Annotated in this window: 25 protein-coding genes and 2 pseudogenes; 15 read left to right on the forward strand and 12 right to left on the reverse strand. The window is 69.5% G+C overall.

Going from position 1 to position 22638, the window contains the following annotated elements; translation table 11 throughout:
* Positions 1–252: 252 nt before the first annotated feature.
* From FH608_RS50800 to FH608_RS50815, 3 genes are all read right to left on the reverse strand, one after another.
* Positions 253–1050, reverse strand: coding sequence for an IS5 family transposase (locus FH608_RS50800; RefSeq protein ID WP_139638431.1), 798 nt, complete (start codon positions 1048–1050; stop codon positions 253–255).
* Positions 1051–1541: 491 nt separating this feature from the next.
* Entirely contained in the window at positions 1542–1964 is a 423-nt protein-coding gene (locus tag FH608_RS50810) for a hypothetical protein (protein WP_139638414.1), read from the reverse strand.
* Positions 1965–2044: 80 nt separating this feature from the next.
* Positions 2045–3601 (reverse strand): S1 family peptidase, encoded by a 1557-nt coding sequence (locus FH608_RS50815; protein ID WP_139638415.1) that lies wholly within the window; start codon positions 3599–3601, stop codon positions 2045–2047.
* Between the two features lie 248 nt (positions 3602–3849).
* Here FH608_RS50815 and FH608_RS54685 point away from each other — a divergent pair, with 248 nt between their 5' ends.
* On the forward strand, positions 3850–4221 hold the full coding sequence (locus FH608_RS54685) for a transposase (RefSeq protein ID WP_226900751.1): 372 nt from the start codon (positions 3850–3852) through the stop codon (positions 4219–4221).
* Positions 4155–4556 (forward strand): IS3 family transposase, encoded by a 402-nt coding sequence (locus FH608_RS54690; RefSeq protein WP_193319113.1) that lies wholly within the window; start codon positions 4155–4157, stop codon positions 4554–4556. Before FH608_RS54685 ends, FH608_RS54690 begins: the two co-directional genes overlap by 67 nt.
* Before the next feature lie 35 nt (positions 4557–4591).
* Here the strand turns inward: FH608_RS54690 and FH608_RS50830 are convergent.
* Positions 4592–4678, reverse strand: a pseudogene (locus FH608_RS50830) (IS5/IS1182 family transposase); the annotation flags it as partial.
* A 453-nt stretch (positions 4679–5131) separates the two neighbouring features.
* On the opposite strand from FH608_RS50830, the gene FH608_RS53675 reads away from it, so the two are divergent.
* Complete coding sequence (locus tag FH608_RS53675) at positions 5132–5359, forward strand: hypothetical protein (RefSeq protein ID WP_226900745.1); 228 nt, start codon at positions 5132–5134, stop codon at positions 5357–5359.
* A 424-nt stretch (positions 5360–5783) separates the two neighbouring features.
* On the forward strand, positions 5784–5951 hold the full coding sequence (locus FH608_RS53680) for a hypothetical protein (RefSeq protein ID WP_226900746.1): 168 nt from the start codon (positions 5784–5786) through the stop codon (positions 5949–5951).
* Between the two features lie 35 nt (positions 5952–5986).
* On the opposite strand, the gene sigJ is transcribed toward FH608_RS53680, so the two are convergent.
* Both sigJ and FH608_RS50845 read right to left on the reverse strand, forming a co-directional pair.
* Positions 5987–6928, reverse strand: coding sequence for an RNA polymerase sigma factor SigJ (gene sigJ / locus FH608_RS50840; protein ID WP_139638416.1), 942 nt, complete (start codon positions 6926–6928; stop codon positions 5987–5989).
* Between the two features lie 93 nt (positions 6929–7021).
* A complete protein-coding gene (locus FH608_RS50845) occupies positions 7022–7474 on the reverse strand; it encodes a winged helix-turn-helix transcriptional regulator (protein WP_139638417.1) in 453 nt (150 codons plus the stop codon).
* A gap of 91 nt (positions 7475–7565) precedes the next feature.
* Between FH608_RS50845 and FH608_RS50850 the strand changes: the two genes are divergently transcribed.
* Positions 7566–8159, forward strand: a complete 594-nt coding sequence (locus FH608_RS50850) for a dihydrofolate reductase family protein (protein ID WP_139638418.1) — start codon at positions 7566–7568, stop codon at positions 8157–8159.
* Positions 8160–8192: 33 nt separating this feature from the next.
* Positions 8193–8576 (forward strand): PPOX class F420-dependent oxidoreductase, encoded by a 384-nt coding sequence (locus tag FH608_RS50855; RefSeq protein WP_139638419.1) that lies wholly within the window; start codon positions 8193–8195, stop codon positions 8574–8576.
* 176 nt (positions 8577–8752) lie between these two features.
* On the opposite strand, the gene FH608_RS50860 is transcribed toward FH608_RS50855, so the two are convergent.
* Positions 8753–9352, reverse strand: coding sequence for a TetR/AcrR family transcriptional regulator (locus tag FH608_RS50860; protein ID WP_139638420.1), 600 nt, complete (start codon positions 9350–9352; stop codon positions 8753–8755).
* Positions 9353–9431: 79 nt separating this feature from the next.
* Here FH608_RS50860 and FH608_RS50865 point away from each other — a divergent pair, with 79 nt between their 5' ends.
* From FH608_RS50865 to FH608_RS50875, 3 genes are read left to right on the forward strand one after another with little or no spacing between them, the layout of a single operon-like run.
* A complete protein-coding gene (locus FH608_RS50865; protein WP_226900747.1) occupies positions 9432–10619 on the forward strand; it encodes a YbfB/YjiJ family MFS transporter in 1188 nt (395 codons plus the stop codon).
* A 33-nt stretch (positions 10620–10652) separates the two neighbouring features.
* The gene (locus FH608_RS50870; protein WP_139638421.1) at positions 10653–11318 is read left to right on the forward strand and encodes an alpha/beta fold hydrolase; all 666 of its coding nucleotides are present in this window, start codon (positions 10653–10655) and stop codon (positions 11316–11318) included.
* Between the two features lie 54 nt (positions 11319–11372).
* Positions 11373–12224, forward strand: a complete 852-nt coding sequence (locus FH608_RS50875) for an alpha/beta hydrolase family protein (protein ID WP_226900748.1) — start codon at positions 11373–11375, stop codon at positions 12222–12224.
* Positions 12225–12330: 106 nt separating this feature from the next.
* Here the strand turns inward: FH608_RS50875 and FH608_RS50880 are convergent, their stop codons facing one another.
* Positions 12331–15267, reverse strand: a complete 2937-nt coding sequence (locus FH608_RS50880) for a BTAD domain-containing putative transcriptional regulator (protein ID WP_193319114.1) — start codon at positions 15265–15267, stop codon at positions 12331–12333.
* A gap of 114 nt (positions 15268–15381) precedes the next feature.
* Positions 15382–15516, reverse strand: a pseudogene (locus FH608_RS54695) (IS21-like element ISRso6 family helper ATPase IstB); the annotation flags it as partial.
* 59 nt (positions 15517–15575) lie between these two features.
* Here FH608_RS54695 and FH608_RS50885 point away from each other — a divergent pair.
* On the forward strand, positions 15576–16055 hold the full coding sequence (locus FH608_RS50885) for an RrF2 family transcriptional regulator (protein ID WP_139638423.1): 480 nt from the start codon (positions 15576–15578) through the stop codon (positions 16053–16055).
* Between the two features lie 170 nt (positions 16056–16225).
* Positions 16226–17389 (forward strand): MFS transporter, encoded by a 1164-nt coding sequence (locus tag FH608_RS50890; RefSeq protein ID WP_139638424.1) that lies wholly within the window; start codon positions 16226–16228, stop codon positions 17387–17389.
* A 73-nt stretch (positions 17390–17462) separates the two neighbouring features.
* On the opposite strand, the gene FH608_RS50895 is transcribed toward FH608_RS50890, so the two are convergent.
* Positions 17463–18677, reverse strand: coding sequence for a cytochrome P450 family protein (locus FH608_RS50895; RefSeq protein ID WP_139638425.1), 1215 nt, complete (start codon positions 18675–18677; stop codon positions 17463–17465).
* A gap of 93 nt (positions 18678–18770) precedes the next feature.
* On the opposite strand from FH608_RS50895, the gene FH608_RS54700 reads away from it, so the two are divergent.
* Positions 18771–19124: a metal-sensing transcriptional repressor gene (locus FH608_RS54700; protein WP_394367757.1), complete on the forward strand. Its 354-nt coding sequence runs from the start codon at positions 18771–18773 to the stop codon at positions 19122–19124.
* Here FH608_RS54700 and FH608_RS50905 read toward each other — a convergent pair.
* Positions 19088–19573, reverse strand: a complete 486-nt coding sequence (locus tag FH608_RS50905) for a carboxymuconolactone decarboxylase family protein (RefSeq protein WP_139638426.1) — start codon at positions 19571–19573, stop codon at positions 19088–19090. The two genes, FH608_RS54700 and FH608_RS50905, sit on opposite strands and share 37 nt — an antisense overlap.
* A gap of 189 nt (positions 19574–19762) precedes the next feature.
* On the opposite strand from FH608_RS50905, the gene FH608_RS50910 reads away from it, so the two are divergent.
* Positions 19763–20689, forward strand: coding sequence for an RNA polymerase sigma-70 factor (locus FH608_RS50910; protein WP_139638427.1), 927 nt, complete (start codon positions 19763–19765; stop codon positions 20687–20689).
* A gap of 22 nt (positions 20690–20711) precedes the next feature.
* Here the strand turns inward: FH608_RS50910 and FH608_RS50915 are convergent, their stop codons facing one another.
* Positions 20712–21458: a GbsR/MarR family transcriptional regulator gene (locus FH608_RS50915; RefSeq protein WP_139638428.1), complete on the reverse strand. Its 747-nt coding sequence runs from the start codon at positions 21456–21458 to the stop codon at positions 20712–20714.
* Positions 21459–21687: 229 nt separating this feature from the next.
* On the opposite strand from FH608_RS50915, the gene FH608_RS50920 reads away from it, so the two are divergent.
* Both FH608_RS50920 and FH608_RS50925 read left to right on the forward strand, forming a co-directional pair.
* Positions 21688–22350, forward strand: coding sequence for a DUF4097 family beta strand repeat-containing protein (locus tag FH608_RS50920; protein ID WP_139638429.1), 663 nt, complete (start codon positions 21688–21690; stop codon positions 22348–22350).
* A 32-nt stretch (positions 22351–22382) separates the two neighbouring features.
* The coding region (locus FH608_RS50925; protein WP_139638430.1) for a serine hydrolase at positions 22383–22638 on the forward strand (256 nt) is incomplete at its 3' end.

Consider the following 22638-nt stretch of genomic DNA (forward strand, 5'->3'; position numbering starts at 1 on the left):
TTCCCGCGGGGCGCTCTGCTCCTTGAGCCGCTGGATAACCGACACCAACTCCAGCAGACCTTCGATACCAATCATCGCAGCTCCAGGCCCTAACAGCTATATAGGTGCACTGTAGAAAGCTGCTTGAACGGTGCGTCAACCGGATCAAGGAATGGCGTGGGCTGGCCTTCCGGTTCGACAAGACGCCCGACAGCTACCTGGCAGGTCTGCACCTACGCGGAGCCGTCTTAGTGCCCGTGTACAAACTGATCGTCAGGTCGGTTTGGGAGATGCGGATCGTGCGAGTCGTCGTCCCATGGGGATGATCATCGCCCACAAGACCATGGCCTCGTGATGTTCGGATAACCGCTCATAGTCCCGCACGCACCGCCTGCGCTGAGAGATCCACGACAGCGTCCGCTCTACCACCCACCTGCGGGGCTGGACCACGAAGCCGCTGACATCGTCGCTGCGCTTGACGATCTCCACAGTGAGCCGGAGATGCTTTTTGGCCCAGGTCACGAGCTTGCCGGCGTAGGCGCTGTCGGCCCAGATCAGCGTGATCCGCTCGTACCAGTCGCGCAGGCGTTCCAGTGTGGGCTTGGCGCCGTCGCGGTCCTGGACGCCGGCGGCGGTGACGATGACGACCAGCAGCAGCCCCAGGGTGTCCACGATGACGTGCCGTTTGGTGCCCTGTACCTTCTTGGCTGCGTCGTATCCGCGCGAGCCGGCGGCGACGGTCTCGGCGGCCCGCAGCGACTGCGAATCGATGATCCCCGCGCTGGGCTCCGGCTCGCGCCCGTCGGCTATCCGGACCTGTTCGCGCAGGTCGTTGTGGAGAGCGTAGAGATCACCGTCTTGCCACCAGCGCGTGAAGGTGGCGTGGACGGTGCGCCAGGGCACCAGGAAGTCGGTGGGCGGATTGCGCCACTTGATCCCGTTGTCGGCCACGTACCGGATGGCGTCCATGATCAGGCGGCGGCAGTACTTCTCGGGTCGTCCGCCGTTGCCCTGCAACCAGGCCGGCCAGGGCATCAACGGCTTGATGACCTGCCATTCTTCGTCGCTCATGTCGGTGGTGTAGCGGGGTGCCCGGATCGGGTGATCGGCTCCGCGGCCGTATCGGCAGGCCACGCATGAGCAGGCAGTTTCTTCGTTACGGGAGACAGCGATGGGAGCGGTGGCGTACAACGGCGGCAGACCTTCCGGTTGGTGGCGGGGCTTGGATAACCACCGTTGCTACCGGAAGGTCACTTTATGTCGCAGGCGATTCGCCCTACGTCACCATTTCGCCCGATATCGGCCCAACGCAGCAAGCGCAGGGATCAGTTTGTACACGGGCACTAAGAGGTGGGTGGTGGAGAGGACCCTGTCGTGGATCTCCCAGCGCAGGCGGTGCATACGGGATTACGAGCGGTTATCCGAGCATCACGAGGCCATGGTCCTGTGGGCGATGATTATCCCCATGGGACGACGACTTGCACGAACTACGTCCCCCAAATCCACCTGACGATCGGTCTGTAAACGGGCACTGAGGCAGGAGCGGCGAGGTAACCGTTGACTCAGCGCCCAACCTGTCCGACAACGATGAGCTTCTGCCGGCCTGGAAGCCCAGTGCAGCGACGGACATCAGCGACTGACGGGATCATCTCTTCATCGGCTGCGTTTCCGCCAAGCTGAACCCGGTCTCCGTCAAGAAATCTGCCGACACCCTTGACGTCCACGCCGCGACGACCATCGACGACGATCGGCTCGGTGCCAGGCGGCCAGATGGGGATGTTGATGCCGTCGCCCGCCTGTAGAACCACACATTTGCTCGCCGCATGGTAGGCGAGCCGACTCTCGATCCCCACTGCGCCAGTTTCTCCGCCGGTGTGCACCAGGATGACCGGATCACTGCCGGTCGCCTGGATCCACCCGGAAGTGGCCGAGCAGGCGGCGACCGCCGAGCAGAGCAGCAGGGCTACGCCCTTTTTCCACGACATGGAAACCATATTCGAGTCCAGATCAATATGAGAGAATGGCCCGGCGGCAAAGCCGGGCCATTCGGATTACGGCTTTCTTGTCAGCAGGTGGGACACGTCCATACGTTCCAGTTGGTCCCAAGCCCATCTGTATCGTTGATGCGGTCGGTGGCGACGAACAGATTCATGGATCCACCAGTCGAGGTGATTCCCCATGCGGTATTACCGTACCAAAGCGGTCCGCCGCTGTCGCCGCCCTGAGTGCTTACTGGCCCATCGAATATGGTTTGGATGGCGCCGAACCAATCTCCGGAGATACCGGCCATACGATAGGTGACGTCCGAGTCTACGATATTCCCGCAGGTATATGCACCGTCTGTAGTGTGACTCGTGCGGCCGAAGAAACAGACGCGGGAGCCGTCAACGGGACTCGTGCCGTTGGTGGTCACGTACCGTGGCCGGTTGAGCGCGGCGTAAAAAGTTCGAGTGAAGGTGAGACTTATCGATCCCGACTGAACCAGCCGGGTGAAGTCGTATTGCCGGCTCGCATTCTGCGTGAAACCGAGAGTGGTTCGGTTTCCGGTGTAGTTCGGATGGTTGAAATAGAACCAGTACTGATCGCCGGAGAGGTCCCAGCAATGGCGCGCACTGGTGGTGGAGTGGTAGCCGTCGGAACGGATCACGTTGAAGCCGCCGGTGCAGTTCCAGATCGTTCCGGTAGTACCACTTGCGAGAATTCCGCCACCGCGAAGGTAGGGGTCGTCGGCCGCGACACCGGTGTTCTGACCAACGGCCGCGGCGGGACGGAGGTTCAGATCATCAGTGAGTTCGATTTCGATGCGCATGCGGGGGTTGGCCGGAGATTGGAGTTGCAGAGCGGAGAGAACGGCGGCGCGCTTCCCGCGATCCTTCAGATCCTTCTGTGGCTCGACCTCGAAGCGAATGACACCGGTGTCGATGTCATAGTTGCCCACATAGCCGGCCACCTCGGCACGCTTGCCGAGCTCTCTGGAGCTTGACTCGAGCGCCTCCCGCAACTCCTTTTTGGAGAAACCCTTGTCACCGATCAGCTCGACTTCACCCGGTAGCGACCGGGCCAGCTGCAGCGCCAGTTCTGGAATCTTCCCCTTGAACCCGATTCTCGCCGTACGGCCGTCATTGAGAAGGCTGGTGCCGGACGCCTCGTCGGGGAAGGTGCTCTCCAGCTTGTTGTGCACAGCCTGCAGGTCGGTCTGCCAGGCATATCTGTTGATGGCCTCGACATGAGGGATGCCCTCGTCCTCGGCGACTTGGCCGAGATCGATAAGTTCCTCGATCCGGATACCGTCGATCTTGACCGGCGGATAGTAGGCCGGGCCGTCCGGCTGGTCGGCCACCTCTGAGGGATTGGCCACGGCGAGATCGCGTGCGTACTTTTCCAGGGCCGGTCTGAGGTCGGCACCAGCGTTCTTCGCTTCTGCGGTGAGGCGGTTAATAGTGGGCCGCTCGGGCTTCGGTTGGCTCTCACGCGTGAGGGTGATTCGATGAGTTCCGTCCGGAAGTTCAACTGCTTGAATTCCGCCGACTGACGGTGTCGGCTCCGTATTTGCTACGGCTAATTCAGGCGTGAGTGTCAACGTGAGGGCCGAGAACATCACCAGGGTTAATTTTACTTTCAAGCATCTCTCCATCGCTGGACGAAATAGCTGATCGACTCTATGAATTACATAGAGTCACCATGATCGTAACATGGGCCCAATACCCCCGCAATACAATGATTTTCGACGGAAGGGCCAGGGATGGCCTCGGCGCCAGAAGTGCGGGCATAGCAGAGAGTGGGGATGCGGTTACCAGTCAGGCGAGCGTGCCCTTGATGCTGGTGCCCCGGGTTAAGTGGAGGTGGATTTCTGGATTCTTGTGCCACTTGATGAGAGGAAAGTGGCATGGGACGACGGGCTACCCGCCGGAGTTCCGGCGCAAGGTGCTGGACTTGCTCGAAGCGGGCCGCACGGCCACCGAGATGGCGCATGACCTGGACATCAGCACTCAGACGATCTACACCTGGCGCCGCCAAACGACGCATCGCCGAGCTGGAGACCGAGCTACAGGCCACTCGACGGGCAATCGAGCTGGTGCGAGAGGCGGCGCCCCCAAAGACGGTTCGAGGCCATCGCGGTGGTGGCCGGCGAAGGCATCTCCGTCGAAATCGCCTGCCGCGTCCTGGCTGTCTCGGTGTCCGGGCACTACGCCTGGAGAGGAAGGCCGCCCTCACCGCGGGCCGTCCGGCACGTCTGGCTGACCGACCTGATCCGGCAGATCCACCAGCGCTCGCGGGGCACCTATGGCGCCCGGCGGGTACATACCGAGCTGACGCTGCCCCACCAGGTTTCGGTCAGCCACGGAGCGGTGGAGCTCTCATGCGCCGCGCAGGGCTGGAAGGCCTCAGCGGCCGGCCCAAGTGGCGGCGCACAAAGCCAGACCAGATCGCTAATGACCTGGTCGACCGGGCGTTCACACGGACCGAGCCCAACGAGCGGTTATCCGAGCATCACGAGGCCGGCCATGGTCTTGTGGGCGATGATCATCCTCATGGGACGACGACTCGCACGATCGGCATCTCCCAAATCGACCTGACGATCAGTTTGTACACGGGCACTGACCGAGGGGTGCGCGGCCTTCCATGCCGTGATCACCGGCTCGATCAGGGACCACCGCTCATCGGATAAGTCCGTCGCGTACGGCTTGCGTTCGCTCACCCGGCCATCTCAGCATGTCCACGCCCACCAGCAGGGCATAACGCTACAGATTCACTCGATCACACTACGACATCAACGACATAGACCCACGGACCGTCCTCTCAGGGCTGAGCAACTTCCACCGCGTCTACGACCCCCGAGGAGGCGCTCGGCGTGCCGGCCATCGAGATCGAACTCCTCCAACCCGCCACTGCGTAACGATCACCGCGTCACCGAGCCGCACACCCAGGACAGGGCCCGCGCGCCGCGGGCCCTGCGGCATCTGGGGGTCTCGGCATAACCGATGGGCTGGGAAGTGCAGGTCCAGGTGGGTTGTTGCTCTCGCAGCAACGCACCGTTTGGGGCTCATGACACGTTTCTTACCGGCACCCCTCGATGACCGGCATCGGCGGAGTCGTCGGCGGCGGGGCGCTCCTGTCGGCCGGTTCGTGGCGCTGACTGTTCGTCGCCGCCGTGTCGGTCGCGCTGATCCTCGCCGCGCTCGCGGGACGGATCGCGCCGGTGTCGCCGGGCCACGACCGCCGGATGGACGTGCTCGGCGCGGCGCTGCTCGTCGCCGCGTCGGTGGCGCTGCTGCTCGGCATCGTCCAGGGCCCGGAGGAGGGCTGGGGCAGTCCGGTCGTGGTGTCGGGTTTCGCCTGCTCGGCGGCGCTGTTCTACGTCAACGCGTCCTTCCTGTAGTACGCCATGGGCTTCGGCGTCCTGCGTGCCGGGCTCGGCATCGTGCCCCTGACCGTCCCGATCGTCCTGGGAGCGCGGCACGCCGGGCTCCTGTCACGGCGACGCCACCATCGCGCCGGCGTTCACGTTCGCCGGCTGCGCGGGCTGCTCGGCCTGTCCGCAGGCGGCGCGGACGTGTCGTACGCCGGGTACGCCGCCTGGCTCGTCGTGACTGGAACCGGCGTGGCGCCGGCCCTGCCGGCCCTGCCCGGCGCCATCGCGATCTCGCTGCCCCCGGCGCAGGCCGGAGCCGGAGCCGGGCTGCAGGCCACCACCCGCGAGTTCGGCAGCGCGCTCGGTGTCGCCGTCATCGGCACCGTGCTCACTTCGCGGTTCGTCGCCGCGCTCCCGGCCGGGCGTCCGCGTCGGCCGCGACCCGCACGCCGTGGCCCAGGCGCCGACCGCGGCCGGTCCCGGCTCGGCCCGCGACGTCGTCACCGCGTTCGTCTCGGGCGCCCACGCCGGGCTGCGGGTGGTCGGGGTGGCCGTGCTCGTCCTCGGCGCGCTGGTCGTGCTGCAGTCGCTGCTGTCCCGGCGGGCGGCGCGCCCCTGAGAACCGCATCCGCTCGGTCGCCCAGCCGGCTCGGCTCAGTGCTGGGGGTCCGCTGTCCACGGCCGGAGCTTGTCGGGGTTGCGGATCGCCCAGATGTGCTTGATCCGGTCGCCCGCGATGTCGAACGCGATCACCGTCACGGTGACGCCGTCGCGCTGGGCCACCAGGCCGGGCTGGCCGTTGACCGTGCGCTCCAGCAGCGTCTGGTCGGGGATCCTGCCGGTGATCTCGAGCAGCGCCCGCACGATCTGCTCGCCGCCCTCGATCGGGCGGAGCGTGGTGGACGCGCGGCCGCCACCGTCCGCGATCGCCGTGGCCTCGGGATCGAGGAGGCTGACGAGGGCGCCGATGTCCTTGGCCTCCCAGGCCTGCTTGAACTCCCGGACGATGCCGGCGCTCCGGGCCGCCGGGGCCGCCGGCGGCTGCGCGGCGCGGATGCGGCGGCGGGCCGAGGAGGCCAGCTGGCGGCAGGCCGCCGGGGAGCGGCCGACGATCTCGGCCACCTCGGCGAAGGAGTGGCAGAAGACGTCGTGCAGGATGAACGTGACGCGCTCGGCCGGGGTCATCGCTTCGAGCACGACGAGGAAGGCCATGTTGACGGACTCGTCGAGGGTGACGCGGTCGGCCGGGTCGGCGGCGATGCCGTCGGACCGCCCGCCGGCCCACTCCGTGCGGTCCGGCAGCGGCTCGGGGATCCACTCCCCCACGTAGCGCTCGCGCCGGACGCGTGCCGAGCCGAGCAGGTCGAGGCAGATGCGGCTGGCGACCGTGGTCAACCAGCCGCCGACCGACTCGATGGCCTCCTGCCGCTGCGGGGACATGGCGTACCAGCGGGCGTAGGTCTCCTGGACGACGTCCTCGGCCTCGGCCAGTGAGCCGAGGAGCCGGTAGGCGAGGTTGATCAGCTGGCGGCGCTCGCTCATGATCGCGCTCAGGCTCGGATCGATCGCCGCGCCCGGCTCGGATGGGGTGGTCATGGTGTCGCCGGCTCCCTTGCTTCGCCTCTGCCCTCACCGGTCCGACGAGACAGCGCCCCGGATTGTGAGGTCGCCCTGATCCTCCCGCCCCGGTCAGGCGGCCGCGCCCGGGCCGGGCAGCGGGTCGATGTCTCCGGCGTGCATCGGCTCGCCGCAGTGGGCGCAGCGCAGGTCGACCTGGCTGATCTCGCCGCACGCGTGGTGGCGGTAGAGCACCGGTGGCCCGGCCTCGCCCGCGAGCCACTTGTCGCCCCAGCGCGTCATGACCATGAGCAGGTCGACCAGCTCGGCGCCCTTGACCGTCAGATGGTACTCGTGCCGTGGCCGGTTGTCGTACGGGCGGCGCTCGAGCACGCCCTGGTCGACGAGGTGGTTGAGCCGTTCGGTCAGCACCTTGCGGGAGATCCCGAGGTCGGCCTGGAGCTGGTCGAACCGGGTCATGCCCACCCAGACGTCGCGCAGGATCAGCGGCGACCAGGGCTCTCCGACCACGTCGAGCGTGCGCGCGATGGAGCAGGCCATCTCTCCGAAATTCGTGCGTTGCATGGCATCAGTCTAGCAATTGGGGTTCCTTGAAGGAACTCCGAGTGTTATGGTCATGGAGTCTCTTGAAGGAACCCAAAGGGGAGTCGCCACGATGAGCAAGGTCATGATCGCCCACGCCGTGTCGGTCGACGGTTACATCACCGGGCGCGACCCGGGCGCCGGACGCGGGCTGGGCGACGGAACGATGCTGTTCGACTGGTACTTCGACGGCGACACGCCCAGCCAGGTGTTCGACGGGTTCCGGCTGAGCGAGCCCAGCGCCCGGGTCTTCGACTCCCTCGCCGGGCGCGTGGGCGCGATCGTGGCGGGTCGCAACACGTACGAGGACTCCGACCGTTTCGGCGGCGGCGGCCCGCACCCGGCGGCCCGGCTGTTCGTCCTCAGCCACCGGCCGGCCCCGGAGATGACCGAGCGGCAGGCCCTGATCACCACCGGCATCGCGGACGCGATCGCGGCGGCTCGCGAGGCGGCCGGCGGCCAGGACGTCGGCCTCATGGGCGGCGGCGTCGCGACCGAGGCCCTGCGGGCGGGGCTCGTCGACGAGGTGATCCTCCACCAGGTGCCGATCCTGCTCGGCGGTGGCCGCCCCTTCTTCCAGGCGCTGCCCGAGCACGTACGGCTGCGCCTGGTCGAAGCCGTCCCCGCGCCCGGCGTCACCCACCTCCGCTACGAGGTAGCACGCTGACCACCGCCACCACTCACCCAGAGGAGAAAGAACATGCTCCACCCGGACGTACGCCGCGCCCTCGACGGCACCTCGCTGGCCCACCTCGCCACCGTCCTGCCGGACGGCTCGCCCCACTCCGTCCCGCTCTGGGTCGGCACCCACGGCGACCACGTCGTCTTCCTCACCGGACCGGGCTCGCGCAAGGCCCGCAACCTGCGCCGCGACCCTCGGGTGGCGATCTCCATCGCGCCCGCCGACAACCCGTTCCAGCCCGTCATCGTGCGCGGCCGGGTCGTCGAATGGCTCGAGGGCGACGCGGCCTGGGAGATCATCGACGAGATCTCGACCAAGTACATCGGCGGGCCCTACTCCCGGGAGCAGGAGCGCGTCGTGGCCCTCGTCGAGCCCGAGCGGCAGACCGTCGGCGTCAGCTGAACGGCACGTGCAGAGCCGCCGGAGATCCTGGCGCGGGAACCGGCCTCAGGGCGCGTTCACCGACGACCGGTTCGCCCCAGACCCGCTGAAGTTCCTGCTCGGCGGCCGACCGGCTCCCGGCAAGGAGCACGGCCGCGCGCCCCGGCGCGCGGCTCGCGTCGAAGAATCCGAGGAGTCTAGCCGCGTGGGGCGGGCCGGGAGGCGGCGGACAGCAAGGTGAGCGCGGCCTGGCGGGCGTGCTCCCCCGCGCCGGCCGCGTCCTGATGCGCGGCGACGGCCGTGGCCCCCTCGACCAGCATGAGGAGCTGGCGTCCCAGCAGGTGCGGGTCGAGGGCTCCGGCGCGCTCGGCGATGCCGGTCAGGAGCTCCAGGTAGCGGCCGAGGTGGCGTGCGGTGATGGCCCTTACGGACTCGACGTGGTGCTGGGCCGCCGCGTTCAGCATGGCGCAGCCGCGGAAGACCGGGTCGTCGTACCACTGCTGCAGCGCGTCGAACACCGCGGCGAGCTGGTCGCCCGGGTCGTCGCCGGCGGACGCGGCGGCCCTGGCCAGCCAGCGCGTCACCCGCTCGCTGCGTGCCGCGAGCATGGCCTCCACCAGCCCGTCCTTGGTGCCGAAGTGCCGATAGAGCGTCTCCTTGGACACGCCGATGCGGGTGCACAGCTCGGCGACGCCGATGCCGTCGAGCCCGCGCTCGTACAGCACCGCGGTCGCCGCTTCGAGGATCGTGGCGCGCGTGCGCTCCGGGTCGAGGGTCGAGCCTTTGGGAACCGGCATGCCTCAGATGGTACCGGTCGGTTCGATGAGCTGCTAGCATCGCAGATCGTACCGATCGGTTCTATCTCTGGAGCGCGCCATGCCACGCCCTCACGCACTCGCCCCGCCGATGCGGCAGGCGGCACGGCTGGCCCTCGGCACCGCCTCGGCTCTCGGGCTGGCGCGCTTCGCCTACGGGCTGCTCCTGCCCGCCATGCGCGACGACCTCCACTGGTCCCTGGCCGAAGCCGGGGCCATGAACACCGCCAACGGGCTCGGTTACCTGCTCGGCGCGGCGGCGACCGCCGTCGTCGCCCGCCGCCGGGGCACCGCCGCCACGTTCCGCTGGGGCATGGTCCTGGTCGCGCTGGCCCTGGCCGCCACCGCCGTCACCGACGACTACCTGGTGCTGCTGGCCGTACGAGCCGCTGCCGGGGCGGCGGGAGCGGCCGTGTTCATCGCGGGCGGCGTGATCGCGTCGCGCATCGCCGCACGCGCCGCCTCCGGCGCCCCCATCACCGTGTACTTCGCCGGCGCCGGGCTGGGCATCGCCGCCGGGGGCGCCGCCATCCCGCCGGTGGCCGATCACTGGCGCCTGGCCTGGGCCGGGCTGGGCCTCGCCGCGGCCGTGGCCGCCCTGGTCAGCTGGACCGCCGCGAACACCGGGCCGGAAGAGCACGCCGCCGCCGCCGGACGGGCACGCCTGCGCCCGCTCTGGGGGATCGCGCTGGCGTACCTGCTCTTCGCCGCCGGCTACATCACATACATCACCTTCCTGTCCGCCTACCTCGCCGACCAGCGCGCCCCGCTCGGGCAGGTGGTGCTCACGTGGACGGCGCTGGGCCTGGCCGTCGTGGCGGCGCCCGTCCTGTGGAGCGGCCCGACCGCCCGCTGGCCCGGCACCCGTGCGCTGACCGCGCTGCTCGCCGTCCTGGCCGGCGGCGCGGCGCTGGCGCTGGCCGTGCCCGCGCCGGCGGTCATCCTCGCCTCCGCGATCGTGTACGGGGCGACGTTCATGGGCGTCCCCGCCGCCGTCACCACGCTCATCAAGGCCCACACCCCGCCCGCCGGCTGGACCGCCACCCTGTCGGCGTTCACCATCCTGTTCGCGGCCGGCCAGACCGCCGGCCCGTGGCTGGCCGGGCTGCTCGCCGACCGCACCTCCACCGACGCCGCCCTGGCCTGGACCGCGATCCTGTGCGGCGCGGCGGCGATGATCGCCGCGTTCGCGGGCCGCCCGCGCCGGGACGCGGCGCCCCGGCCGGGCGCGATCCGGACGAACGCCTGACAGTGACCAGCGGCAACGACAAGGAGCATGGCGATGGCCACTTTTATCCTGATTCCCGGCATGTGCCACGGCGGCTGGTGCTTCGACGAGCTCGCCGAGCAGTTACGCGACCACGGCCACCGCACCTTCCCGCTGACGCTGACCGGTCTCAGCGAGCGCGCCCACCTGCTGCACGGCACGGTGAACCTCGACACCCACATCCAGGACGTGACCGAGGTGCTGGCGGCGGAGGACATTCACGACGCCGTGCTGGTGGGCCACAGCTACGGCGGGATGGTGATCACGGGCGTCGCCGACCGCGTGCCCGGGCGCGTGAGCGGCCTGGTGTATCTGGACGCCATGGTGCCGCAGGACGGTGACTCCTGCTGGAGCGTGGTCACCGATCAGGAGCGGCAGTGGTACGCCGACGTCGTCGAGACCGGTGTCGCCGTACGACCGCTGCCGTTCTTCGACCCCCGGGCCACGCCCCACCCGCTCGCCTCGCTGTTCCAGCCGCTCCGGCTCACCGGCGGCCTCGCGCCGAGCCTGCGCCGGGTCTACGTGTACGCCGCCGGATGGACCGGCGAATCGCCCTTCACCCCCGTCTACCAGCGGCTGCGCGAGGACCCCGCGTGGACCACGCACGCGCTCGACAGCGGGCACAACCTCATGCGGGACGCGCCGCTGGACCTGCTGAAGATCCTCCTCGACGCCGCCTGACCCACAGCCAAGCCGCCCCCACGTGCCCGCCCGGTTCGACCTTTGGAGCCCTCGATGACCGACCCGCTCGCCAAGATGACAGACCCGCTCGTCTCCGACCCGCCGCTCGACCCCGACTTCCCGGCCACCACCCCCGCGCTGACCTTCGACAGCGGCGGCTCCGCGCTGCCGGCCGTCCTCCACGTGCCGGCCGGCCCGGGTCCGCATCCCGTCGCCGTCGTGCTGCACGGGTTCCCGGGCAACGAGCGCAACTTCGACCTCGCGCAGGTTCTGCGCCGCGCCGGCTACGCCTCCCTGGTGTTCCACTACCGCGGCTCGTGGGGCGTCGGCGGGTCGTACTCCTGGGGTCACGTGCTCGAGGACACGGCGGCGGTCGCGGCCCGGCTGCGCGACCCCGGCCTCGCGGCCGCTCACCGCCTCGACCCGCACCGGGTGACGCTGATCGGCCACAGCCTTGGCGGCTTCGCCGCGCTGATGACCGCGGCCGCGGATCCGTCCGTCACCGCGGTCGTCTCGGCGGCCGGCTTCGACCTCGGCGCGGCCTCCGCGCTCTGCCGCGCCGACCCCAGCCGCCGCGCGGCCTATGTCGAGGCCTTCGCCGGCGAGCTGGGACCTCTTCGAGGCACCAGCGGTGAAGCGCTCGTGGCCGAGATGGAGCGGGCCGGCGAATCGTGGGAGCTGGCCCGGCTCGCGCCGCGGCTCGCCGACCGCCCGGTGCTCCTCATCGGCACCAGCCGCGACACCGTCACCCCGTACGAGCTGCATCACGAACCGGTCGTCGCGGCCTACCGGGAGCAGCCCGTCAGGCACCTGGAACATCACGTCTTCCGCACCGACCACGCCCTCTCGGACCACCGCGTGAGGCTGGCACGTACGATCTTGGACTTCCTGGCCCGGTGCCCCTGAGGGCTCCAGCAGGGCCCGTTCTGCGTCGCTCGTGGATTGGCACCATCGCGACCAACTGCCCGGCGTGCGGCCGGCCGGCCTCCACAACGTGGTCTGGGCGGCCGGTCTACCGCATCGTGTGAGGGCCAGGAAGCAGCGCGGGCTCGTCGGCGTGCGCACCAGAGGCGGGGGGCTCGGCTACCTGCTCCTGCAGGGCGTATCGGATCGCGTCGTCAATATCCAGTTCGCGCCCTTCGTCGAAGAGTGAGGTGTAGGCCTCATCGCCGAGTGCGTCCCGCACTCGCTTCTCGTAGGGCGCGCGGAAGCGCTGCAGATAGACGGTCTCGGCGAGGGAGCTGCCCACCTTGCGCCAGAGCGTGTGCGCGGCGCCGAAGAGCCGGGCGGCGCGTTCGGTCTCGCTGGTGATCGCCGCAGCCCAGGCCAGGGCCTCGACGCAGAGGGCTTCGCCGGCCAGGTCGTCGGTGCGCGCTTTTGGCTCCAGCGACTCACGGACGCGGGCGGCACCGCGCTCAGCCTCGCCGCGCCGGATCAGTCCGAGGCCCGCCACCCACAGATTCCAGGACGTCGACACTTCTGCCTCGTGGGATTGGGAGAGCGTGAGGCATTCTTGCTCGTAGTCCGCTGCTCGCCGATCATCGGCGCCAGCGGCGGCCAGCGACAGGTAACCGAGGGTGATGCACAAGGCGAGCGGATCGTCCAGCCGGCGATGCTCGGCGAGCGCCTGCTGGAGCAGGTGGAGGGCTGCGGACAGGTCACCCGAGTACATCCGTGCTGCGCCTTCGCACAGGTCCGCCCACGCGCGTGCCTGCGGATCATTCAGTTGCTCACCAAGCGCACGGCTTTCCCGCACCATCTCCAGGGCGCCTTCGATATCTCCAAGCAGGGTCACCAGGTAGGCGCGCCCGCTGAGTGCCCGGGCGCGGGCGTGCGTGGCGTCGGGATTGACTTCCAGCGCCCGTTCCAGCCAGCGGCTACCCTCGCGCAGTGCCCCTGTGAGAATCCAAACGAAACGCAGAGCGCTCGCTGTCTCGAGTGCTGCCCGCTCCTGACCGGGGGAGCCGAGGCTGTTCTCCAGAGCCGTACGAAGGTTCGGCTGCTCCCGCCGGAGCTGGATCAGCCAGTCGACCTGGCGCGGCCCGAACAATTCCGATGAGGCGCGCAGCACCAGACGCCGGTAGTAGTCCGAATGCCGTGCCCGCACCGGCGCCAGCTCCCCGGATGAGGCCAGGAGATCTTCGCCGAACTCGCGGATCGTCTCCAGCATGCGGTAGCGCGGCTGGATCCCATCGTGCTGACAGAGGACGATGGATTTGTCGACCAGATCGGCCACCAGCTCGAGAACGGTTTCCCGCTCTATCGGGCCGTCGGTACATACGTCTTCGATGGCGTCCAGATCGCATCCGCCAGCGAAGATCGACATTCTGGCCCAGAGGGTTTTCTCGGGTGCGGAGCACATCTCGTAGCTCCACTCGATCGCGGCGCGCAGGGTCTGATGCCGCGGCTGTACGGCTCGTCGCCGCTTGGCCAGCAGGTCGAACCGATGGTCGAGCCGGGCCCGGAGCCCCTCCATGGACAAGGCCCGAACTTGGACCGCGGCCAGCTCCATGGCCAGCGGAATGCCGTCCAGCCGCCGGCAGATTCCCGCCACGGCATCGCTGTTGTGCTCCGTCAGGGTGAAGTCCGGGCAGGTGGCCGCCACCCGATCGACGAAAAGCCGTACGGCCTGCGATGCCAGCGCGGCGTGCAGGGAGACTGGGGCCTGCGGGACCTCCAGCGGCGGGACGGGCAGGATCGACTCTCCCTCGATGGCCAGCGGCTGGCGGCTGGTCGCCAGGATGCGCAGGCCCGCGGCGCGCGATAGGAGTGTCGCGGCCAGACTCGCGCACGCCTCGATCAGGTGCTCGCAGTTGTCCAAGACCATCAACACCTGTTTGTCGGCCAGGTACTCGCACAGGTGCGTCAGCGGCGAGGACGTCGACTGCTCGCCCAGCCCGAGCGTGGCCGCGACCGTGGACGCGAGCAGTTCCTCATCCTGCAATTGGGCGAGATCCACCAGCCACGCGCCGTGACGGAATCCCGGCTCCATCTCGCCCGCCAGGCGCAGGGCCAACCGGGTCTTCCCCACCCCGCCGGCCCCGGTCAACGTCACCAGTCGGGCACGGGCCAACAGCGCCTTCCCCACGGCGAGCTCATGCTCGCGGCCGACGAAACTGGTCACCTCCGCCGGCATCCGCCCGATGTTTCCGTCCCCCGTCCCCACGGGCGTGGCTGCCTGCGGGCTCGACGGAGGACCGCTCAAGACGGGGCTCTGCGCCAAGATCGCCTGATGCAGCGCCACCAGTTCCGGGCTGGGGTCCAATCCCAGCTCATCGGCCAGTCGTTCGCGCAGCTCGCCATAGCTGGCCAGGGCCTCGGTCTGCTGCCCCGCGCGGTACAACGCGCGCATCTGGATGGCCCGCAACCGCTCCCGCAGTGGATACCGCGTGACCAGATCACCCAGCTCGCCCACCAGCAGGCTGTGCTCGCCCAGCTCCAGCCGTGCCTCGGCCTGCGCCTCCACCGCGGCCAGCCGCGCCTCCTCCAACCGCGCAATAGCCGACTGCACGAAGCCGTCATTGGCGAAATCGGCGAACGGCGGGCCTCGCCACAGGGCCAGCGCCTCCGACAGGATCGCTGCTTTGACCCGAGGATCCCGGCTCTGCTGCGCGCCGGACGTCATGACCGCGAATCGCTCCGCATCCACCGCCTCGGCTTCAGTACGCAGCAGATACCCCGGCGGGCGTGAGCAGATCAGCCCACCGCCACCAGGCTCGGCCGCTTCCAGGGCATGCCGCAGGCGCGACACCTTCAACTGCAGCGCGCTCATCGGATTGGCCGGCAGCTCGTCGCCCCACAGATCGTCGATCAACCGGGCCGCCGACACCACCTGCCCCTGATACACCAACAGATCAGCCAGCACGGCTCGTACCTTGGTCTCTGGGACCGCCACCAGCTGCCCATCAGCCGTCCAGACCTGCACCGGGCCGAGCACCCCGAAGCGCATAACCCGAGGATATCGGGACAATCGACGGTACATCGTCGTGGGTCCCCACTCTGTCAACGGCCAATGAATGTGGCCGCTGGTGGCCATGTAAGGTCCCCAGGTCTTCGTAGTCGGCTACTTCTTGGTGAGGCGTGCTGGGCCTCGGGCGCGGGCCTGTCGCATCCGGAAGGACTCGCCTTCGGTGACCACGAGGCTGTGGTGCAGGAGCCGATCCAGCAGGCTGACGGCGGTGGTGTGCTCGGGCAGGAACCGTCCCCATGGGGCCCTGCTTCAACTCCAACAAAAGGGGACGTGTAATATCCCTTTCCATGCGAATGGGCGAAGGAGTTGAATGGGGCCTGCACTGCTGCCTGGCGCTGGCGTGGCTGGAGGACGAGGCGCCGGTACCGACAGGGCGACTGGCGGCGCTGTTCGAACTACCGCCGGTGTATCTGAAGAAGCGGCTCCAGTCGCTGGTGCGCGCGGGCATCCTGGACTCGGTCCCCGGGATGCGGGGCGGGTTCCGGCTGGCCAGACCCCCTGCGGAGATCACGCTCATGGACATCGTGGCGGCGGTCGAGGGGCCGGACGATGCGTTCCGGTGCACGGAGATCCGGCAGCGAGGAGCGGGAGCCGAGGCTCCGGCCCGGGAGTTCACGCGCCCGTGCGGCGTGGCCACCGCGATGCGGCGCGCCGAGTTGGCCTGGCGGCGCGAACTGGCGGCGCAGACCGTCGCCGACCTGCTGTCCGTATCCCCGTCCGGCGCCCCTGGCCGGGTCCGCCGCCACTACGAGCGCCGTAGCGGCTGATCAACCGGTCGCGCCGACACACCGGGCCGGGCGATGATCCACGAGAGCCCGCCCTGCGCCCGGCGTCCTCCGGGCCCGGCGTCCTCGGGAAGCCGGACATCCCTGAGCCGGGCGTTTTCTGAGCAACCGTGCTCCGAGCCGAGCATGGCCTACCTGGAAGGATAAAGGGGATGCTCAATATCCCTGTTGATGCCAAACGTGGGTCGCTGCCGACGATGGTGCTGGCCCTCGGAACCTTCGCCGTGGGGACGGATGCGTTCGTCGTCGCCGGGTTTCTCCCCGCGATGGCCAGGTCCCTGCAGGTCACCGAGGCCGTCGCTGGACAGTCGGTCACCGTGTTCGCGGTGGCCTACGCCGTACTGTCCCCCATCCTGGCCACCGTGACGGCGCGGGCGCCGCGGCGGACATTGCTGGTCGCCGCACTGGCCGTGCTCGGACTGGCCAACGTGGGTTCGGCCCTGTCGCCCTCCTTCCCCATGCTGCTGGCCACTCGGGTGCTGGCGGCGGCGGGCGCGGCGGCGTACACGCCGAACGCGGGCGCGGTCGCCGCCGCCCTTTCGCGCCCCGAGTCACGGGGCCGCGCGCTGGCCACCGTGGTGGGCGGGCTCACCGTGGCCACGGCTGTCGGCGTGCCACTGGGAGGGCTGGCCGGCCAGTGGCTCGGCTGGCGGGCAGCGCTCGCGCTGGTGGCTGGGGCGTGCCTGGCGGTGGGCGCGGGCGTGCTTGCGATCATGCCGCGGTTGGCGGGCGCGCCGCGCGTGCCGTTGCGAGTGCGGCTCGGCGTGTTGCGGCGGCCCGCCGTCCAGGCCATCCTGCCGCTGACCGTGCTGGGCATGGGGGCCAGCTACACGGTCTACGCCTACAGTGTTCCCGCGTTGCATGCGGTGGGGGTGGGGGAGCCGGCTTCGATGCTGTTCGTGTACGGGCTGGGCGCGGTGATCGGCAACCTGGCCGCCGGGTATACGACGGACCGGTGGGGCGCGACCCGGGTATTGCTAGGTGGATATGTCGTGATGGCGAGCAGCCTGGCACTGCTGGGGGTGATGGCCGCCACCGGGCTGGCCTCTGTCGGGGCCGCCGCCGTCCTGGTGGCCGGGTGGGGGGCGAGCAGTTGGTGCCAGACACCGCCCCAGCAGCACCGGCTGATCGCCGCCGCGCCCCAGGAAACGGCGCTGGTGGTCTCGCTGAACTCATCGGCGATCTACTCGGGGATCGGCGTCGGCACGCTGCTCGGCGGGCTGACGCTGGCGCAGGGAGCGGGGCTGATGTACGGGGCGGGCACCGTGCTTGCCCTCGCTGCCCTGGTGCTGGCCCTGCTCACACGGAGGTCGTAGTCGTGCCGAGTGACTCCCCCGGACCACCCGGCCCCCTGACGGGGCCGTGAGGCAGAGCGGGATGGACGACCTGTCAGGTCACGATGACTGGCAGGGTGGTCAGCCCGTTGATGAGGAAGCTGGCTTGCACGGTGAGTTCCTCCGGTGGCACGGCCAGGCGCAGTCCCGGAAAGCGGCCCACGAGCGCGCCGAGCGCGATCCTGGCCTCCAGCCGGGCCAACGGCGCGCCGAGGCAGTGGTGAATGCCGTGCCCGAAGGCCAGGTGCGATGCGGGTGGCCTGGTGACATCGAGCCGTTCCGGGGCGTGGAACTGGCGGGGATCGCGGTTGGCGGCCAGCAGGGCGGGCAACACCACCTCGCCGGCAGGGATGGTGACGCCGCCGATCCGCACCGGTGCCGCGGTCCGGTAGGGGGTCGACACCTGCGCCGGACCGTTGAACCGAAGCAGTTCCTCAACGACTGCGGGCAACCGGTCGGGTTCGGCCCGCACCAGGTCGAGCTGGTCGGGATGGGTCAGCAGGGTCTGCGTGCCGCCACAGATCAGATGGGCTGTGGTCTCGTAGCCCGCGACGAGCAACAGGAAGACCATCGAGGTCAGCTCGTCCTCCGACAACCGGTCGCCGTCCGCGCGCACCGCGACCAGCGCCGACACGAGGTCATCGGACGGGTCGGCCAGCTTCTGCGCGATGAGTTCCCGGATGTAGCCGATCAACGAGGTCGCCGCGGCGATGAAAGTCTCGGCCGGGTGGACCGAGCCGTTGATGGCCACCGTAGTCCATTCCTGGAACTCACGCCGAGCCTCCGCCGGCACGCCGAGCAGTTCGCTGATCACGGTGAGCGGGAGGGGATAGCCGAAGGCGGCCAGTAGATCGATCGGCGCCCCATGCTTGCCCGCAGCCGAGACATCGTCCAGCAGACCATCGACGATGAGCCGGATCTCTGGCTCCAGCCCCTCGATCCGCCGCCGGGTGAACGCGGCAGAAACCAACCGGCGCAGCCGGGTGTGATCGGGCGGGTCCGCGCCGAGCAGATGGTGGTCCATCGCGGCGGCGAGTTCGGCCGGGACGGCGTCGCGGTGCGGGCCGTCACCCCCCTTGCCCTTGATGATGTCAGGGTGGGCGAGCGCCTCCCGTGCCTCGGCGTAACCGGTGATCAGCCATACCGGGACACCCGTGAACAACATGACCCGCTGCACGGGCCCGGCCGCTGCCAGGTCGGCGAACGCGGCATGCCGGGCAGCTGGCGCGGCCTCTACGAACGGCGAGGTTATCGGCGGCGATTCCGCCATGGTCAACTCCGATCAGGTCATCGTCCGGGCAACGGCCAGTGAACACGACGAAGCCGACGCTACCCGAGTCGACAACCTTCCATCACGCGTCCCTTGGGTGACGCCGGGGCTACCCCCAGCGGCGGCCAGTTCGCGGGCGTCATCGCCATGATCGAGGCCGGCCGGGACTGCACGGAGGTCGTCACCCTGCTTGCCGCCGTATCCCTCGCTCCCGCCCGCGCCGGCTTCAAAATGCGTCGGGCCGGAGCGTCGTACCGTCCCGCTCGACCCCACTCTTCTCGCATGGCTGTAGGGCTCGGGTACTCCTGCACGCGCTCCGGTGGAGGACGCAGGAATCGGCAGGTAGGACTCGTCGCTGTCTGGATCCGGCTTGGGCATGCTCGCGCGCGGTCAGCAAGGGCGCGCGCCGGTCAGCCGGCCATGTCGGCGAACTGGCCGGGCTGGTAGGAGCCGCCGGGGTTGCGCACGATCACGTTGAGCCGGTTGTTGGCGTTGATCATCGCGACCAGGGAGACCAGCGCGACGATCTGGTCGTCGTCGTAGTGCTCGCGCACCTGGGCCCAGGTCTCGTCCGACACGCCCAGATGGGCGTCGGCGAGCCGGGTACCCTCCTCGGTGAGCGCCAGCGCCGCCCATTCGGCCTCGGTGAACACGGTCGACTCGCGCCAGGCGGCGACCAGGTGGAGCCGCACCGCGCTCTCCCCCGCCGCCGTGGCGTCCTTGGTGTGGTAGTCGACGCAGAAACCGCAGCCGTTGATCTGGCTGGCCCGCAGCATCACCAGGTCCTGGGTGGACTGGGGCAGCGGCGACCGGGCGATCGCCAGGGCGACGTGGTAGATCCGCTTGGCGATCGTGGCGCCGAGCTCGTTGTCCATCAGGTTGAATCGGGGCTCCATGTCGTACTCCTCACTCGTGGTGCCGCGCGCATCGCCGGCGCGGCGTCCTGACGAGCAAGAGATCCCGGCGGCCCGGCCCCCGTGACAGCGCGGCGCTGTGACATAGACCACCGGCCGCCGGTGTCACACAGCGGCGGGCGCCGGGATCGTATGCATGCACCATCCAGGACGAGCAGGTAGGGACCAGCAATGAGCGAACGCGGCGCGCACCCGACGGACACGGCTGAGCCTCCCGCTCGTGGCGGTCGTACGGACGCCGCCACCGAGGCGTTCCTGGCCCACCGCAACCTGCTGTTCACCGTCGCGTACGAGATGCTCGGCTCGGCCGCGGACGCCGAGGACGTCCTGCAGGAGAGCTGGCTGCGGTGGGCGGGCGTCGACCTCGACACGGTGCTGGACCGGCGCGCGTACCTCATCCGGATCACCACCCGGCAGGCGCTGAAACGGCTGCGCACGCTCGGCCGGCGCAAGGAGTCCTACGTCGGGCCGTGGCTGCCCGAGCCGCTGCTGACCACGCCCGACGTGGCGGAGGACGTCGAGCTGGCCGACAGCGTCTCGATGGCGATGCTGCTGGTGCTGGAGACGCTGGGGCCCACCGAGCGGGCGGTGTTCGTGCTGCGCGAGGTCTTCGAGCTGGACTACGACGAGATCGCCGAGGCCGTCGGCAAGAGCCCGGCCGCCGTACGCCAGATCGCCCACCGCGCGCGGGCGCACGTCGCCGCGCGCCGGCCGCGGGAGGTCGTTTCCCCGGCCGAGACCCGCGACGCGCTGGAGGCGTTCCAGCAGGCGGTCGACACGGGTGAATTGCAACGCCTGCTCGACATCCTCGCGCCGGACGTCGTGCTGCTGACGGACGGCGGCGGGCGCAAGCTGGCCGCGCTGGAGCCCGTCGTGGGAGCCGGCCAGGTGGCCCAGGTGCTGCACCGGCTCGCCCCCGCGGCGTCGCTGCGACCGGCGCAGGTCAACGGCCACCCGGCGCTGATCATCCGGATCGGCGGCCGGCTCGACACCGTCATGGCGGTGCGCGTCGAGGGCGGCCTCATCACCGGGCTCTACGCCGTGCGCAATCCCGAGAAGCTGTCGTACGTGCAGCGGGAGACCACGGTGAGCCGCTGACCCCGGGTTCTGACCGCTCCGGTCACTCCGCCCGTGGGGCGGTGCCGGCCGAGGGCGCTTCGGGGTTGGCGTGCAGGACCTCGCGGGCCTGTTCGGCGGCCCGGCTGAGGCTCTCGCTGATGAAGTCGAGGAAGCGGGCGATGCTCTCCAGGCGGGCGGCGGCCGGGGTGCCGGGGCCGAGGACGGTCACGCCCTGCCGGGCGGTCTCGGCGAGCTGGGTGTTGTCCCGGGCGCTGCGGACCATCGACTGGTACCACAGGTCGTTGTCGACGACGTAGCGCTCGCGGCGGCGTTCGTCGCGTTCGCGGCGGACGAGCTCGAGGCCCTCCAGCAGGGCGATCGCCTTGGAGATGGTCGCCGGGCTGACCTGGAGGCGCTGGACGAGCTCGGCGGCGGTGAGGCTGCCGGAGTCGGTGGTGTAGAGGCAGCCGAGCACGCGCGCCATCATCTTCGGCAGGCCCGAGCTCATGAGGACGGTGGTGAACACCTCCGCGTACTCGCGCACGGCCGCGGCGTCGCGGCCATCGGCCTGGGAGACGGACGTCGGCTGCCGGGGCGTGGCCTGCCTGCGCCAGTGGGCGCGCCGTTCGGTCGCGCGGTGGGCCAGCTCGGCGCGGTAGCCGGTCGGGCCGCCGTTGCGCATCACCTCGCGCGTGATCGTCGAGGTGGGGCGGCCGAGACGTCTGGCGATCTCCGCGTAGGCGAGGCCGTCGGCCAGCCCCAGCGCGATCTGCTGGCGGTCCTGCTGGGTGAGCCTGCCTCCCGGCATCACGGCTCCCTTCTCCTTCGTGCTCCCTGACGCACCCCAACATAGCGTTCACCGCCAATACATTGCAACGAAAGCCTTCGGATCGTTGCGTTACGCTTCAGCTCCATCGCAACGATTTACAAGCGTTGACGTGCATAAATATCTTTTGTTCGCAACGAAAGAGTTGCCGAAGCCGTGAAGGCAACGTAGCGTTTCCGACATCAGAAACGACATGCGCAAGGAGCACACCATGCAGAAGTTCGACACCCCCGCCCCGGTCTCCGCCGTCCTGGCCATCCCCGCGGGCCGCGTGCAGTTCATCGCCGCCGACCGCACCGACACAGCGGTCGAGATCCTGCCCGCGAACCCCTCGAAGGGCCGCGACGTGAAGGCCGCCGAGCAGACCAGGGTCGACTACGCCGACGGCGTCCTGCGGATCGAGACGCCGGCGAAGAACCACTACCCCGGCCCCTCCGGCGCCATCGAGGTGACGGTCAAGCTGCCCGCCGGATCCCGCGTCGAGGCCAAGACGGCCAGCGCCGAGTTCCGCGCCGTCGGACGGCTCGGCGACGTCGCCTTCGAGGGCGCGTACCGCCAGATCAAGCTGGACGAGGCCGCGAGCGTCCGCCTCACGGCGATCGACGGTGACGTCGAGGTGGGCCGCCTCACCGGCCCGGCGCAGATCAGCACCGCGAGGGGGGACATCCGGATCGCCCAGGCCACGGCCGGCACCGTCGAGCTGCGCACGGAGTCGGGCGACATCTCGGTCGGCGCCGCCGCCGGCGTCTCGGCGGGCCTGGAAGCCCGCACCGGCCACGGCGGTGTCACCAACACCCTCAAGAACACCGGCGTCCTGGAGCTCGACATCCACGCCACCACCGCGTACGGCGACATCGTCGCCCGCAGCCTCTGACCAGCCGACACCGAACGCGAGGAGATTTCATCATGGAGAACGGCGACAAGGGCTTCTCGGAGTCCGGGCTGCGCAGGCTGCGTGACGTGCTGGCCCGGTATGTCGATGGGGGGCGGATTCCCGGGCTGGTCGCGCTGGTCAGCCGGGGTGATCGGACGCATGTCGAGGCGATGGGGACGATGCGGCATGACGGTGGGGCGGCGATGCGCCGGGACACGATCTTCCGGATGGCCTCCACCTCCAAGCCGGTCTCGATCGCCGCGGCGATGGTGCTGCTGGATGAGTGCC

It is taken from the genome of Nonomuraea phyllanthi, assembly GCF_006334985.2.
In the GTDB taxonomy this organism is placed as follows: domain Bacteria; phylum Actinomycetota; class Actinomycetes; order Streptosporangiales; family Streptosporangiaceae; genus Nonomuraea; species Nonomuraea phyllanthi.